The 13,580-nt window shown below is 66.0% G+C and carries 13 protein-coding genes and 1 pseudogene; 9 read left to right on the top strand and 5 right to left on the bottom strand.

The window, feature by feature from the left end; all coding sequences use genetic code 11:
• The first annotated feature begins 5 nt into the window (after positions 1–5).
• The 5 genes from A3CU_RS0139740 to A3CU_RS49050 all read left to right on the top strand — a co-directional run bounded on the left by A3CU_RS0139740 (position 6) and on the right by A3CU_RS49050 (position 5,161).
• Positions 6–1,379, top strand: a complete 1,374-nt coding sequence (locus A3CU_RS0139740; RefSeq protein ID WP_211246640.1) for a lactate utilization protein B — start codon at positions 6–8, stop codon at positions 1,377–1,379.
• Positions 1,376–2,026 carry a LutC/YkgG family protein gene (locus A3CU_RS0139735; RefSeq protein ID WP_027946915.1) on the top strand — a complete coding sequence of 217 codons (651 nt, stop codon included), beginning with the start codon at positions 1,376–1,378 and terminating at the stop codon, positions 2,024–2,026. The genes A3CU_RS0139740 and A3CU_RS0139735 overlap by 4 nt, the downstream gene beginning before the upstream one ends.
• The gene (locus A3CU_RS0139730) at positions 2,023–3,111 is read left to right on the top strand and encodes a mandelate racemase/muconate lactonizing enzyme family protein (RefSeq protein ID WP_027946914.1); all 1,089 of its coding nucleotides are present in this window, start codon (positions 2,023–2,025) and stop codon (positions 3,109–3,111) included. Before A3CU_RS0139735 ends, A3CU_RS0139730 begins: the two co-directional genes overlap by 4 nt.
• Before the next feature lie 16 nt (positions 3,112–3,127).
• A complete protein-coding gene (locus A3CU_RS49055) occupies positions 3,128–4,492 on the top strand; it encodes an MFS transporter (protein WP_063628985.1) in 1,365 nt (454 codons plus the stop codon).
• A 153-nt stretch (positions 4,493–4,645) separates the two neighbouring features.
• Complete coding sequence (locus tag A3CU_RS49050; RefSeq protein ID WP_052373003.1) at positions 4,646–5,161, top strand: hypothetical protein; 516 nt, start codon at positions 4,646–4,648, stop codon at positions 5,159–5,161.
• Between the two features lie 60 nt (positions 5,162–5,221).
• Here the strand turns inward: A3CU_RS49050 and A3CU_RS55925 are convergent, their stop codons facing one another.
• Positions 5,222–5,344, bottom strand: a complete 123-nt coding sequence (locus A3CU_RS55925; RefSeq protein WP_084144197.1) for a TetR family transcriptional regulator — start codon at positions 5,342–5,344, stop codon at positions 5,222–5,224.
• Positions 5,345–5,410: 66 nt separating this feature from the next.
• On the opposite strand from A3CU_RS55925, the gene A3CU_RS0139715 reads away from it, so the two are divergent.
• Positions 5,411–6,280, top strand: a complete 870-nt coding sequence (locus A3CU_RS0139715) for a sterol desaturase family protein (protein WP_027946913.1) — start codon at positions 5,411–5,413, stop codon at positions 6,278–6,280.
• Between the two features lie 544 nt (positions 6,281–6,824).
• Here A3CU_RS0139715 and A3CU_RS0139710 read toward each other — a convergent pair.
• Both A3CU_RS0139710 and A3CU_RS0139705 read right to left on the bottom strand, forming a co-directional pair.
• Positions 6,825–7,058 carry a transposase gene (locus A3CU_RS0139710; RefSeq protein ID WP_027946912.1) on the bottom strand — a complete coding sequence of 78 codons (234 nt, stop codon included), beginning with the start codon at positions 7,056–7,058 and terminating at the stop codon, positions 6,825–6,827.
• A gap of 188 nt (positions 7,059–7,246) precedes the next feature.
• Positions 7,247–8,418, bottom strand: a protein-coding gene (locus A3CU_RS0139705) for an IS3 family transposase (protein WP_425388319.1) whose coding sequence is annotated in 2 segments (ribosomal slippage) — positions 7,247–8,166 and positions 8,166–8,418 — 1,173 coding nt in all. Because the reading frame shifts where the segments join, the coding sequence is not laid out codon by codon here.
• 125 nt (positions 8,419–8,543) lie between these two features.
• Between A3CU_RS0139705 and A3CU_RS51970 the strand changes: the two are divergent.
• Positions 8,544–9,347: pseudogene (locus tag A3CU_RS51970) on the top strand (IS5 family transposase).
• A gap of 17 nt (positions 9,348–9,364) precedes the next feature.
• Positions 9,365–9,940, top strand: coding sequence for a DUF3558 family protein (locus A3CU_RS55920; protein ID WP_156960791.1), 576 nt, complete (start codon positions 9,365–9,367; stop codon positions 9,938–9,940).
• On the opposite strand, the gene A3CU_RS50410 is transcribed toward A3CU_RS55920, so the two are convergent.
• Both A3CU_RS50410 and A3CU_RS49035 read right to left on the bottom strand, forming a co-directional pair.
• Positions 9,852–10,277, bottom strand: a complete 426-nt coding sequence (locus A3CU_RS50410; RefSeq protein WP_245617534.1) for a class I SAM-dependent methyltransferase — start codon at positions 10,275–10,277, stop codon at positions 9,852–9,854. The genes A3CU_RS55920 and A3CU_RS50410 overlap by 89 nt on opposite strands.
• A 193-nt stretch (positions 10,278–10,470) precedes the next feature.
• Positions 10,471–10,962 (bottom strand): mycothiol transferase, encoded by a 492-nt coding sequence (locus A3CU_RS49035; protein ID WP_425388318.1) that lies wholly within the window; start codon positions 10,960–10,962, stop codon positions 10,471–10,473.
• A gap of 313 nt (positions 10,963–11,275) precedes the next feature.
• On the opposite strand from A3CU_RS49035, the gene A3CU_RS0139675 reads away from it, so the two are divergent.
• Positions 11,276–13,402 (top strand): hypothetical protein, encoded by a 2,127-nt coding sequence (locus A3CU_RS0139675; RefSeq protein ID WP_027946907.1) that lies wholly within the window; start codon positions 11,276–11,278, stop codon positions 13,400–13,402.
• Positions 13,403–13,580: the final 178 nt, after the last annotated feature.

Below are 13,580 nucleotides of genomic sequence, written 5' to 3'. Positions count from 1 at the left end.
TGGGCATGCCCGCCTTCCCCGAGGCCGCCGCCGCGTCCACACAGGACGACCAGCTGCGCCGGAACCTACACCACGCCACGCACACCATCCGTGCGAAGCGGGCCGCGGCGGTCGCGGAGTTGGCGGACTGGCCAGCGCTCCGGGAAGCGGGTGCCGCGTTGAAAGAGCGCACGCTGCGGCACCTCGACCACTACCTCGAGCAGTTGGAGGCGGCGGTCAGCGCGGCGGGCGGGCACGTGCACTGGGCGGCCGACGCGGCCGAGGCCAACCGCATCGTGACCGGCCTCGTGCGGGAGACGGGCGAGAGGGAGGTCGTCAAGGTCAAGTCGATGCTCACCCAGGAGATCGGCCTCAACGACGCGCTCGCGGCGGCCGGGATCTCCGCGTACGAAACGGATCTCGCCGAGCTGATCGTCCAGCTCGGCGAGGACCTGCCGTCGCATATCCTGGTGCCCGCGATCCATCGGAACCGCGGTGAGATCCGGGACGTCTTCGCGGAGAAGATGGCGCGCTGGGGCCGCGCCGCGCCTGCCGGGCTGACCGACGAACCGGCGGCGCTGGCCGAGGCCGCTCGGCTGCATCTGCGCGAGAAGTTCTTGCGTGCCAAGGTCGGTATCTCGGGGGCGAACTTCATGGTCGCCGAGACCGGCACGCTCGTCGTGGTCGAATCCGAGGGCAACGGCCGCATGTGCCTCACGTTGCCGGAGACGCTGATTTCGGTGGTGGGCATCGAAAAGGTGGTGCCCACCTGGCAGGACCTGGAGGTCTTCCTGCAGCTGTTGCCCCGGTCCTCGACCGCCGAGCGGATGAACCCGTATACCTCGACGTGGACCGGCACCACGGACGGGGATGGCCCGCACACGTTCCATCTCGTGCTCGTCGACAACGGCCGCACCGGCACCCTCGCCGACGAGATCGGGCGGCAGGCGCTCCGGTGCATCCGATGCTCGGCCTGCCTCAATGTCTGCCCTGTCTACGAGCGCGCGGGTGGACATGCTTATGGCTCCGCGTATCCCGGGCCGATCGGTGCGATCCTCACACCGCAGCTTCGCGGGGTAACGTCCGAAATAGACGCTTCGCTGCCGTTCGCCTCGTCGCTGTGCGGCGCGTGCTACGAGGTCTGTCCGGTGGCGATCGACATCCCTGAGGTGCTGGTGCATCTTCGCGAGCGAGTGGTCGAGGACGGGCACGTCGCCGAACGTGCCGTCATGCGGGCGGCGCGATGGGTGTTCGACCATCCACGCCTGCTGCGGCTGGGACAGCGCCTTGCTTCCCGCACCCGGAGGTTCCACCCGCGCAGGCTCCCCGGTTGGTCCGCGACCCGAGATTTTCCGGCCGTGCCGGCGGAGTCCTTTCGCGACTGGTGGGCGCGAAGATGAGCAGCCGCGAACTGATCCTCGGCCGCATCCGCCGCGCACTCGCCGACGTCCCGCGCGAGGAGAAACCGAACGATGTCGTGGTACCACGCGACTATCTCCGAGTCCACAGTTCCCGCGGAGTCGACCTGCTGGCTGAGAACCTGGCCGACTACCGCGCGCACGTGCACCGCACGACACCCGCCGGGCTGCCCGCGAATATCGCGGAACTCCTGGCGGCCCGCGGTAGCCGAACGGTGATCGCTCCGCCCGGCATTCCCGCGAAGTGGCTGCCCGGCTCCGTGGTGCGGCTCGAGGACTCCGCGGAGCTGACCGCCTATGACCTCGACGCCGTCGACAGCGTCGTCACCGGTTGTGCCGTCGCCATCGCTGAGACCGGCACGCTCGTCCTGGATGCCGCGCCGGATCAGGGAAGGCGGCGCATCACGCTGGTGCCCGACCATCACATCTGCGTCGTGCGCGTGCCCGATCAGGTCGTGGACTCCGTTCCGCAGGCCCTCGAACGGCTCGATCCCGCGTGGCCGCAGACGTGGATCTCCGGCCCCTCGGCCACCAGCGACATCGAACTCGACCGAGTCGAAGGCGTCCACGGACCCCGCACGCTGGAAGTCGTCCTCGTAGTTTCCGACAAAGAAAGACCGTCCACATGAGCAAGATCACCAACGTCGAATGCCGGCTCGTCTTCCTCGAACCTGAAACCGTGCGGACCGACGCGATGCAGAGCTTCGTCCGACAAGAAACGATTTTCGTCACGATCGAGACCGACGACGGCCTGTCCGGCACGGGCTATTCCTACACGATCGGTACCGGCGGCCGGGCCGTGCTGTCGATGCTGCGCGACCACATGGTCGACCGGCTGTTGGGCGCCGACGCGCGGAATGTCGAAGCGCTATGGGAAAAGATGCTCTCCGGTACGCGGGCGACCGCGGTCGGCGTGCTCACCTCGCTCGCCCTCGCCGCGATCGACACGGCGTTGTGGGACCTGCGCTGCCAGCGCGCGGGGGAGCCGCTGTGGCGCCTCGCTGGTGGCGCACACGAACGGCTTCCGCTCTACGACACCGAAGGCGGCTGGCTGCACTTGGAGATCGACGAGTTGGTGGCCAACGCCCGTGCCGCGAAGGCGGCCGGTTTCCGGGGCGGCAAGTTCAAGGTCGGCAAGCCGACCCCGGGTGAGGACGCCGAACGGCTCGCCGCGGTCCGGGCCGAGGTCGGCCCCGGCTGGGAGATCATGGTCGACGCGAACCAGTCGATGACCGGCCCGGAGGCGATCCGACGCGCCCGCACCTACGAACCGCTCGACATCGCCTGGTTCGAGGAACCGCTGCCGGCGGACGACGTCGCCGGGCACGGGCGGCTCGCGCGCTCGACGAGCGTGCCCATCGCGGTGGGGGAGTCGATCTACAGCGCGGGCCACTTCGCCGAATACCTCGCGGCCGGGGCGGCGGGCATCGTGCAGGTGGACGTGGCGCGGATCGGCGGGATCACGCCGTGGCTGAAGGTCGCGCACCTGGCCGAAGCGTTCAACGTCAAGGTCGCGCCGCATTTCCTGATGGAGCTGCATGCGAGCCTGGCCTGCGCCGTGCCCGCTGGCAGCTATGTCGAGCACATCCCGCAGCTGGCCGCGATCACGCGCGGCTCGCTGGTGATCGAGGACGGCTGCGTGGTGCCGCCGGAGGTCCCGGGCCTGGGCATCGCCTGGGACTGGGACGCCATCGAAGACCTGAATGTCGCTTAACCAGAGGAGAAAAGCAATGACAGCGTCGTCATCGATGAGGCGCGTCGTGCCCGCCGCGCTGATCGGGTCCGCGTTGGAGTGGTACGACTTCTACCTGTACGCGTCCGTTTCGGCCCTGGTGTTCAACAAGATCATCTTTCCTTCCGGCAACGCGTTCGTGTCCACGCTCGCCGCGTTCGCCACGCTCGCGCTCGGGTACTTCGTCCGGCCGCTGGGCGGGGTGTTGTTCGGCAGAATGGGCGACCGGCTCGGCCGCAAGCGCGTCCTGGTCATCACGCTGCTGGTGATGGGTGGCGCGACCGTGCTGATGGCCGCGGTGCCAAGCTACGCCCAGGCTGGTGTCTGGTCGCCCATCAGCCTGCTCGTGCTGCGCCTCATCCAGGGCCTCGGCGCGGGCGCGGAGTTCGGCAGCTCCGCGGTGCTGTCCGTCGAGCACGCGCGCCCCCACCGCCGCGGGCTGCACGGCGCGTGGCCGGCGTCCGGCGTGTATCTGGGGCTGTTGCTGGCTTCCGGCGCGGTGAGCCTGGTCGCGATGCTGCCGCGCGAGGACTTCCTCACGTGGGGCTGGCGGCTGCCGTTCGCGGCGAGCATCGTAGTGATCGCGGTGGCGATGTTCATCCGGCTGCGGCTGCACGAAACCCCGGCGTTCCAGAAGATCAACCAGACGCAACAGGTCATGCGGACGCCGCTGCGCGAGGTCTTCACCCATGAACGCAAGAGCGTGTTCGTCCTCATCGGAACGCAGACCGCGCAGAGTGTGATGGCGTACCTGTTCCTCACGTTCATCACCGCCTATGTGACCGGCACCCTGCACATGGATGATTCGGCGGGCCCGTTCGCGGTCACGATCGCGGCACTGGCCACATTGGTCACCCTGCCGCTGTTCGGCGCACTGTCCGACAAGATCGGGCGGCGGCCAGTGCTGCTGTTCGGCACTGTCTTTTGTGGAGTGTTCGCGTTCCCGTTCTTCTGGATCGTGGACGGCACACAAAGCCGGGCGGGTCTGACCGTCGCGCTGCTCATCGGGCTCGGTGTCGGTGTGGGCGCGATGTTCGGCCCGCAGGGCGCCTATTTCGCGGAACTGTTCTCGGCGCGCGTCCGGCTGACCGGCCTGACGTTCAGCCGCGAGATCGGTGGCGCGGTCGCGGGCGGGCTGACCCCGATTATTGCCATCTCCCTGGTCGAAGCCACGGGCGGCAAGTCATGGGCGGTGGCGCTGTTCGCGGTGCTGGCCTGCGCGCTGCTGGGCCTGCCTGCGATGCTGTTCGGCCCGGAGACCCTTGGCCGCTCCCTGCTCGCTCCGACGAAGCAGGAGCTGGACGCCTCGACAGGCACGTTCACCGACGAAGGAGAACCAGACCCAGGCCGCGTAGCGGTTTGACCGTTACTCGTCAGCCGGGGGTGTCGTCCTCCAGCAGGCCGAGTTCGGCGAGGATCAGCGCACAGACAGGATCCGGCCACCAGCACCGGCACGCCGATCGCACTCATACCGGGCGTCAGCCAACCGCGCGTGACGTGAAAGCCCTGCCGACGAATGACCGCCAGCTCCCGGCGCAATGTGTCCGCATCGAACGCGGCCGGAAAGGTCGCCGCGATCGTGGCGGGGATGGCCGCGGGCGCGGACTCCATCGACGACCTGGACGTGATCCGCCACGGCGGGATGAAACGCCTGTTTTCTGGGGTGTACGCGCCCTCCACGTGGGGATCGTTCCTGCGCTCGTTCACTCACGGGCACGTGCTGCAGCTGGCGGCGGTGCTGCGGGCCATGCTGGTCAACCTCGCGCACCAGACTCCCTTGTTGCCCGGGCGGGAGAAGACGACCTTTGTGGACACTGACTCGCTGCTGCGGCGGGTGCACGGGCACAAGAAACGGGGCGCCCGGTTCGACCCGGCCAAGGTCGGCGGCTACCAGTTGTTGTTGCGCGGCTTGTCGCCGCTGGTGGCCACGATCTCCACCCGGCGGGCGGCGCCGGTGATCGCTGCGATGCGGCTGCGAGGAGGCAACGCCGGCTCGGCCCCGGCGCCGCCTCGCTGCTGGCGCAGGCGCTGAACACCGCCAAGGAAGCCGGGGTGAGGGGCCTGATGCTGGTGCGCGCGCGGACTCGGCCTACTACGCGCCAGCTGCGCTGGCGATCGACGCCATTGAGGCACCAGCGAAGCCATGCTCGGCAAACTCATGCGTGGCGGCCGTGATGATCTCCTGGCGCCGGTCCCGCGGCCGTTGATATAGCACCGAACTTACTCTACGGTAACTTCAATTCGAAGTGACCGTAGAGCAGCTGAGCTGGGAGGGCAGGCCGTGTCGCTGTGGGACCAGCTCAATGAGCCCGTGACCTATGCGATCCCGTTCTTCGTCGTTGCGCTCATGGTGGAGATGCTGTCCCTGCGTGAGCCTGGCCCCGATCGCCAGGGCTACGACAAGACGGACGCGCGCAACAGCCTCCTGATGGGCGTCGTCTCGTTGGTTTTCAGCGGTGGAGTGCGGGTGCTGGCCCTGTTCGGCTACGCCGTGCTGTACGTGCTGTCGCCGTTGCGGCTCGATCCGCACAACTGGCTGGTCTGGGTGGCTGTCGTGATCGGCGTCGACTTGCTCTGGTACGTCTACCACCGGATCTCGCACCGGGTGCGGCTGGTGTGGGCCGCCCACCAGGTGCACCACAACAGTCGCTACTTCAACTACGCCACCGCACTGCGGCAGAAGTGGAACCCGTGGTTCGAAATCCTGGCGTGGACGCCGTTGCCGTTGCTCGGGGTGCCGCCGTGGATGGTGTTCACGGCGTTTTCGGTAAACCTGATCTACCAGTTCTGGGTGCACACCGAAACCATCGGCAAGCTGCCACGCTGGTTTGAGTTCGTGTTCAACACCCCGTCTCATCACCGAGTACACCACGCAAGCGATCCCGACTACCTCGACAAGAACTTCGGTGGCATCCTGATTGTCTGGGACCGCCTGTTCGGCAGCTTTCGCGAGGAGACGTTCCGGCCGACGTACGGCCTGACCAAGAACATCGATAGCACCAACCTCCTGACGTTGCAGTACTACGAATTTGGCGCGCTGTGGCGGGATGTCCGCGCTTCACGCCGGATCCGCGACGGGCTGGGCTACGTCTTCGGCCCGCCGGGCTGGCGGCCGGCACCTGAGGTTTCGCAACCCTCTGCTCGACGCTGACCGTGTCAACCAAGCCGGCCGGGCCATCCTGAATGAGGTTGAGAACGCGTGGCCACCAGGGACCAATTGCGCGGTGTCGATACCACCGGGGACAGGGAGAAAAACGGGAGAGTTGAATGTCCCGGTGGCGACATGAACTGCCATGAACCGGCGTCAACGCAACCCGTTTGTGCAGGGTTTGAGGTCCCTTCAAGCCGTCGAACTACCTCGTTTGACACTCGAACTCGGGTTCGCAACAAGTTGTGTCACCAACGCTTCGACGAACCTTTGGGTCATCGAAGCGTGTCACAGGCGTCTCCTTCGGCTACGCGGCGCAAAACCAAGATTAGATTAAACTTTGCGTTCGTCCTGGTCGTCCAGAACGCTGTCATCGACCGGTTTACCAGTGCTGGTACTGCTGCTGTCCAGGAAGCCGCATCCGCTAGGCTTTTTCTGCAGGTAAGTTTAGCCTCGATCTTTCGTGATCTTGGTGTGTTGATCTTCAGGTGACGATTGTTGATCTTCGTGGGGTTCGGGTTGCTGGAGGGTGTGGTGTATCGCCCGCTCAGCTGGTTCTGCGGGTGCTTCGGGGCTGCTCGTTGGGACAGGGACTGGTGGTCAGGGCGGTGAGTCGGTGGTGTGCGCTGGTGACGGCGTGGGCCCAGGGCCAGGTTTCGGGGATTTTGAGGATGCGCCGCCGGGCGGTGCGGATCAGGCGTGCGGCGACGGCGAAGTTTCGGAGCCGGAGTCGTTCGGGTTCAGCCACGGCGGCCCAGCCGGTGAGGGCGAGGCGTTGCATTCACGTAGAGTGCAATCAGGAGGGTGTCCAGGTCGGTCGTCACAAACTGATCATGAACACCCTCCACCTGCGCCCACACACCACCCAGACTTCGGACTTACTCGTCTAGGGCACTTACAACTCCTAACAATATTGATCTTGGAATAGTGAGCTGCCGGGAAGATTTTGGACAGTGAGTTTTTGGTTTCTCAGGCTGCCTGATTCTGTTCGGCCCAGTCGGATTCTACCTCATTGGGTGTTCGGTAGCCAAGCGCCGAATGGAGTCGAATCTGGTTGTATCGCAACTCGATGTAGCGGGTTATGTCCTGTTGTGCGTGTTGTCTGGTCAGGTATTGCGTGCGATAGACACACTCGTTCTTGAGGGTTCCGTTGAATGACTCTGCCCACGCGTTATCGTAGCATATTCCTGTGCGGCCGACGGAGCGAATGATCTTCAATTCGCTGGTTGCTGCCGCGAACTCTGCGGAGAGGTATTGAGTACCGCGATCGGAGTGGAACACGGTGACGTCTGCAACGATATTCACGTTGCCTGCCGCCATGCGTAGGGCATCCACCACAAGTTCGGTCCGTAGGTGGTCGGCCATCGCATATCCGGCGACTTTCTTGGAGAAGCAGTCCAGGACGGTCGCTAGATAAAGCCAGCCCTCCGCGGTGCGGATATAGGTGATATCGCCGACCAGCTTTACGCCCGGGCGGTCAGCGCCGAAGTCGTCGGCCACGAGGTCTGGCAGTGCGTCCGCGTCGCCGGCGATGGTCGTGACTGGCCGGAACGGGCGCGGCTGGCACGCCACCAGCCCCAGTTCGCGCATGATTGACCGGACTGTCCCCGGATCCACACACGTGTCCCAGCGCGCCAGTTGAGCGTGGATGCGCCGGTAGCCATACGTGCTGTCGGAATGCTCGAAAGCGAACTTGACCTGCGCCGCCAAAATTTCACGCCGAGCCGCAGTCGCCGATTGCGGCCGGTCCCGCCAGTTGTAATAGCCCGACCGTGACACCTTCGCCCACTGGCACATCCGGGCGATTGGATAGTTGCCTTCTTCGGACTCGATGAACGCGTACTTCGCGGTCACCGGAACCTCTTCGCGAAGAAGGCCGCCGATTTTCCCAGGAACTCGTTCTCAAGCTCGAGCTCCCGAACACGGCGCTCCAATTCCTTCAACCGGGCACGTTCCGGAACTGACAGTTCCGGCTCATNGGANGGNTGATTCTCGCGGTATTTCTTCACCCAATTATTCAGAGTCTGCTCCACTACGCCCAACTCGCGGGCTACCTCAGCGATCGTGCGAGACCGCTCGACCACCTCCTTTGCCGCCGCTTCCCGAAACTCGGGTGAATACCGCGAATTCTTCCGTGCCACAACAACTCCCGTCAGTGAACCCCAATCCTACGTTGGGGCCAGTGTCCGACAACCTTCCGGCACCTCATAGGTTGATCATCGAGGTTGTTGATCAGCGTGTGAGGAAGGGTCAGCAACCTCCGTGGATCGTGTCTGACGAGCTGTGGGCGCGGATCGAGCCGCTGTTGCCAGTCGTGGTCCCTCGGCGCAGTGACCGTCCAGGCCGTCCGCGGTTGGACGACCGCAAGGCCCTGTGCGGCATCCTGTTCGTCCTCTACACCGCCATTCCGTGGGAGTTCTTGCCGCAGGAGCTGGGCTTTGGATCAGGCATGACCTGCTGGCGGCGGCTACGGGACTGGAACGCGGCGGGAGTCTGGGAGCGGCTGCACGAGAATCTGCTGGCCGAGTTGAACGCCGCGGGCCAACTGGGCTGGTCGAGGGCGGTGGTTGATGGCTCGCACCTGCGGGCGATGAAGGGCGGCCCAAAACCGGTCCGAGCCCGGTCGATCGTGCCCGACCTGGCTCGAAACACCATCTGATCACCGAAGGGCACGGTATCCCGCTGCAGGTGTCGCTGACCGGCGGTAACCGCAGGCGACGTCACCCAACTCATGCCCCTGATCCAGGCCATCCCGCCCGTGCGGGGTCGCCGCGGTCGTCCGCGACGACGACCGGACACGGTGTTCGCCGATCGGGCCTATGACCACGACAAGTACCGCCAGCAGGTCCACGCGGTCGGCGTCACGCCGATCATCGACCGCCGCGGCACCGAGCACGGTTCCGGGCTGGGCAAGTACCGCTGGGTCGTCGAGCAGACGTTCGCGCTACTGCACTGGTTCCGGCGACTGCGTATCCGTTGGGAGGTCCGCGACGACATCCATGAGGCGTTTCTCCGCCTGGGGTGCGCCATCATCTGCTTCCGCAGATTAGCCAACCTGCAACTTTGTTAGGAGTTCTAGGGGGATGAATGCGCCGAACAGCCTTGAGCACAGTCATTGCGGTAACCGTGCTGGTCGCGGCCGCCTGCGCTAGTACGCAGCCTGGTCAGCCTTCGCCAACTGGCGGACAACCTGCCGTAACAGGCGCGGCCTCCTCAGCTCGGGTAACAAATGCCCTGACAGGTCTCAATGCGTGCAGCCTTCTTGTCGACAATGAAGCCCAACGGGTAGCGGCGGGGGTGGAAGGTCACACTGACCAAGGAGAGCTTGGCGGAGCGGGCACGAGTGACTGCAAGTGGTACAAGTCGTCGACTAACGAGGTCGGCGGCACATATTTCGGAATAACGGTCCGTCCCGCCCAGGGGCTCAAGAACACCGGCGTCACGCCCAGTGGCCACATGTCGGAGGTGCACACCACTGGTGGGCGTGAGGCCGGGTTTTTGAAAATGAACGAAGGCGAAGGGCCTTGCGTTCTGGCTGTCCTGGAAATCGCGGTCGGTTCGGGTCGCGTGGACCTCAATGCCGAGACCGGGACGACTGACGATGCCTGTTCAGTGGTGAGTAAGCTGTCCGACGTCGTTGAGCCGAAGCTGCCCGCGTCCTGACCACCTGAACGGTTCGGCACAAGAGGTCGCGCTCACGCGCGACGCAGAGACGACGGTAGCCGGACCTTCCGGTTTGACACCACGGCAATCGCTCCAGCCAGGTCAGGTCGGTGATCGACGAACCGATCTGGGTGTATTCGTCGCGGTCCGGGTAGATCCGCCCACGCAGGTCGATGACATCCGGGTAGTCGACGTCGAACCAGCGCACGGTCGGCGGTGGGTCCAGCCGGTACACCCGGCTGTCCATGCCGCAGCCGAGATGGGCGACGGTGGCGTCCGGATTGGCGGCGAGAAACTCGGTTATCCAGGTGTCGAAAGCTTTGGCGCGACCGGCCACCGCGATGCCCAGGTCCTCGTTCATCTTGAACTTGCCAAAGTCGTAGTCGATCTTCTCGACGGCGTCCGTCGCGGTGCGGTCACTGAGGATCGGCCAGGCCGACTGGCGTCCAGCGCACGGCTGTAGAGGGTGGCGAGATTTGTGGATTGGTCCTCGGTGAACCGCACCCGGCCGTCGGTCATCCGGACTTCCTTCACTGGCTTGTCATTCGCAGGTCACGCCGCCTGCCAGTTCGCGCGCGACGTCGAGACGGCCCGCATGCCGGGCGTATTCCTGCAGCAGATGGAACAGGTTCCAGGCCAGCGTCGGCCGCGACCGCGGACAGTTGCGCCCCCTCGACGATCGCTCTTGACCGGGCACATTGCTCGTCGAAGAACGCGGTCACCGAGGCCAGATCATCGGCCGGATCGAGCCGCCATTCGGTGCGGTCGGCGTTCCAATCCGCCCACGGATCATCGACCTGTTCGACCGCGAAACCCCAGCGAAGCCACCGCAATTCCACATAGCCGAGATGCTTGAGCAGGCCGAGCGGAACCCAGCCGGACGGCACCCTGGTGCGCCGCAGTTCGGCCTCGGAAAGCCCGGCCAGTTTGCGTGGAATCGTGTCGCGGTAGAAGTCCAGATAGCCGGTCAGCAGCTCGGCGGACCCGCTCAGGGTGCGCGGCGGTTCGGTCAGATGGACCACGTCACCGACCCTAGGGCAGGGTCCGGATCCGGGCCGGCCGTGGACTTTGCCCCTTGACAGGCTGATCATCGGCTGGCTAGCCTCCCCCGTGGAGGCCTCTAGCGAGCCGTTGACGTTACGCGGGCCAGGAGTTTCCGGCTTCAAGAAGCGTGCTGCAGCGCCGAGATCGCGCGGTACGGAACTTGGGCAGCTAGTGGCGTGGTTACGCCGCCGCTGGAAGTCGTGCGCTCTCGCACGGCGAATTTCTCTGTAATCCCAACGGTAATTTCCTCGCCGGCGTTGATCGGCGACAACCAACGGAGCAGGGTCTGCCATGGTTTCCGCTACCGCATCGGCCACGCCGCGCCGGGTCAGGGGCAACGTCCTCGGCTCGCTGTTGCGCCGCGTGCTGCTGCCGCTCGGCATCGCCGCCGGCGGCGCGCTCGTGTTGTGGCTGCTGTTCTCGCTTTCCGGTACCGGCACCGCCTCGGCGGCAACGCCCGCGCCGGCGAGTCAGGTCGCGCCGGGCGGCGTGGTGCGGACCAAGACGAGCGAGAACAAGAACGACAAGTCTTCCGGCAAAACCAAGTCGCAGGCGACGGCCAAGACCAAGCCGGCCGCCACCAAACCGACCACCTCCGGTGGCACTTCGACCCCGCCGAAGGGGAAGGGAAAGCCTGCCGCGAAGCCCACTCCAGCCGACAAGGCCAAGTGCACCGCACAGGGCGGCGCGTCGGAACACTGCAAGGTGTCCTGGGTGCCCGGCAAGAAGGGCAAGGACGGGCACCTGAAGTTCGACGTGACCGGCAACAAGTACAAGCTGAACACCGGCTTCGGCGACACCATCACCGGTTCCGGACGGGCGCGGGGCTCCGCCACCAAGAAGGCGTTGAGCCCGGCCACCACCTGTGCACCGCAGTGCCGGATCAAGACCAGGAACGGCGACGTCGGCGTGGTCCGCAACGGAACGCTGCGACTCGGGTCCCGAGCCACCGCCGACGGCCAGGCGCAAGGCGCATGTGCCGGCTCCGGTTGCCAGTTCAACACTCGCGACGGCGACCGGATCATCGGCCGGGGCAAGGCCGATGAGATCCGGCTGCGCACCAGGGGCACCCACGGCTACGGCGGCGGATTCGCCTGCGACGCCGGAAGCTGCGACGCCCGTACCGCGGGCGGGCGAAGCCTCGTCGTGCGCGGCGGACGGGGCGACCTCACGTTCCCCACCAGGAAGGGCGCGCCGGGCGTCGGATCCTGCCAGGTGACCGAGGCGAACGGCTTCTGCGGCACCTCGGGCGTCGGCAAGCGCGAGTTCGTGCGATGCGACACGGCCGGCTGCGGCATCACCCACGCCTTCCGCACCAAGAACGGCACGCCGCGGACCGACGGGCTGCACGCGGGCGCCGTCTGCACCCCCGCCCCTGGCAAGTGCTCCGGCCCAGCGAAGCGGTTCGCCCGGCTTGGTTCGCTGACCGAGCAGCAGATCCGGCTACTCGACCGGACCTACCGTCCCGGCAAGACGCCCGCGTCGGGCAAGCACCGCGACCTCGCCACCCTGCGATACCTCGGGGCGCGCGCGGAGGAGCGGCGCTTCGGCAAGGCGTACGACAAACTGTCCGCCGCCCAGCAGGCGATCATCAACGCCGCCCGGGGCGGACTCACCGAACGGGAAGCGGTGGCGCTCGCGCCGAAGCTGAACAAGCTGCTGGCGAAGGCGCCGGACCTGGCGAAGTGGATGAACACCCGGTGGCTGCTGGACTCGGTGAACCTGGCCGGTGCGAACCCGAAGGTGTCCGCGCGGGACCTCCGGTCCGCGGTCGATCGGAACGTGATCAAGGCACTGGTCCCCGGCTATGACGGCAACCGCGCACCGACCGCGCGACAGCTGGCCGCGGCGAACAAGGCGCAGCGCGCGCTGCTGGACAAATACTGGCGGACCAACAACGCGATCGCCAAGGTCAACCCGGCGATCGAGCGGGTGAACCGGCGGATCGACGCGTACCGCAAGCAGGTCGCGGCGGCCAGGAAGTCCGGCGGGGTGATCACCTCAGCCGAGGCGAAGAAGCTGAACAAGGAGTCGGCCGGGATCGACCGCGCACAGCGCCGGATCGACAAGCGGCTGAAGCCGTTGAACGCGACGCTTGCGGGCGTCGAACGGAAACTGCGCGGCCTCGACCCGGTGTATGCGACCGCGGACGGAAAGAAGGCCCTCGCCGCAATGCTCAGGTCGGACAACGCGGGGATCAACGATCTCGAACGCGTGGCGCGGGCGTCCGTGAACTGGAAATCCGGGCAGCGCGCGAAGATCGGCGAACTGGACCGGCAACTGCTTTCCCTCGCCAAGCTGAACTACGGCGCGACAAGGGATGGATCATTCGGTCCGGCGACCCGGCTCGACCTGCCGTCGAGCGGCCGCTACGACCGGGTGCTCGCGACCATGAACGCAACCGAAACGGAAGCCTGAACAGTTCCCATGGCGGCCGGATTTCCTTGACCGCCAGCCAGCACAGCAACTAATCTTGAATACGGAAAACCTCGGCAGGCCGTTGTGGTAGCGCGGGTCGAGGGAAGTTCGGAGAGGCGTGCTGCAGCGCCAAGATCGCGCGGCACGGAACTCGGACAGCTGGTGATGTGAGGGCGCC

The sequence above is a fragment of the Amycolatopsis taiwanensis DSM 45107 genome, assembly GCF_000519205.1.
Taxonomy (GTDB): Bacteria; Actinomycetota; Actinomycetes; order Mycobacteriales; family Pseudonocardiaceae; genus Amycolatopsis_E; species Amycolatopsis_E taiwanensis.
The sequence above is the reverse complement of the archived record's forward strand: the minus strand, read 5'-3'. Positions and strand labels throughout refer to the sequence as shown.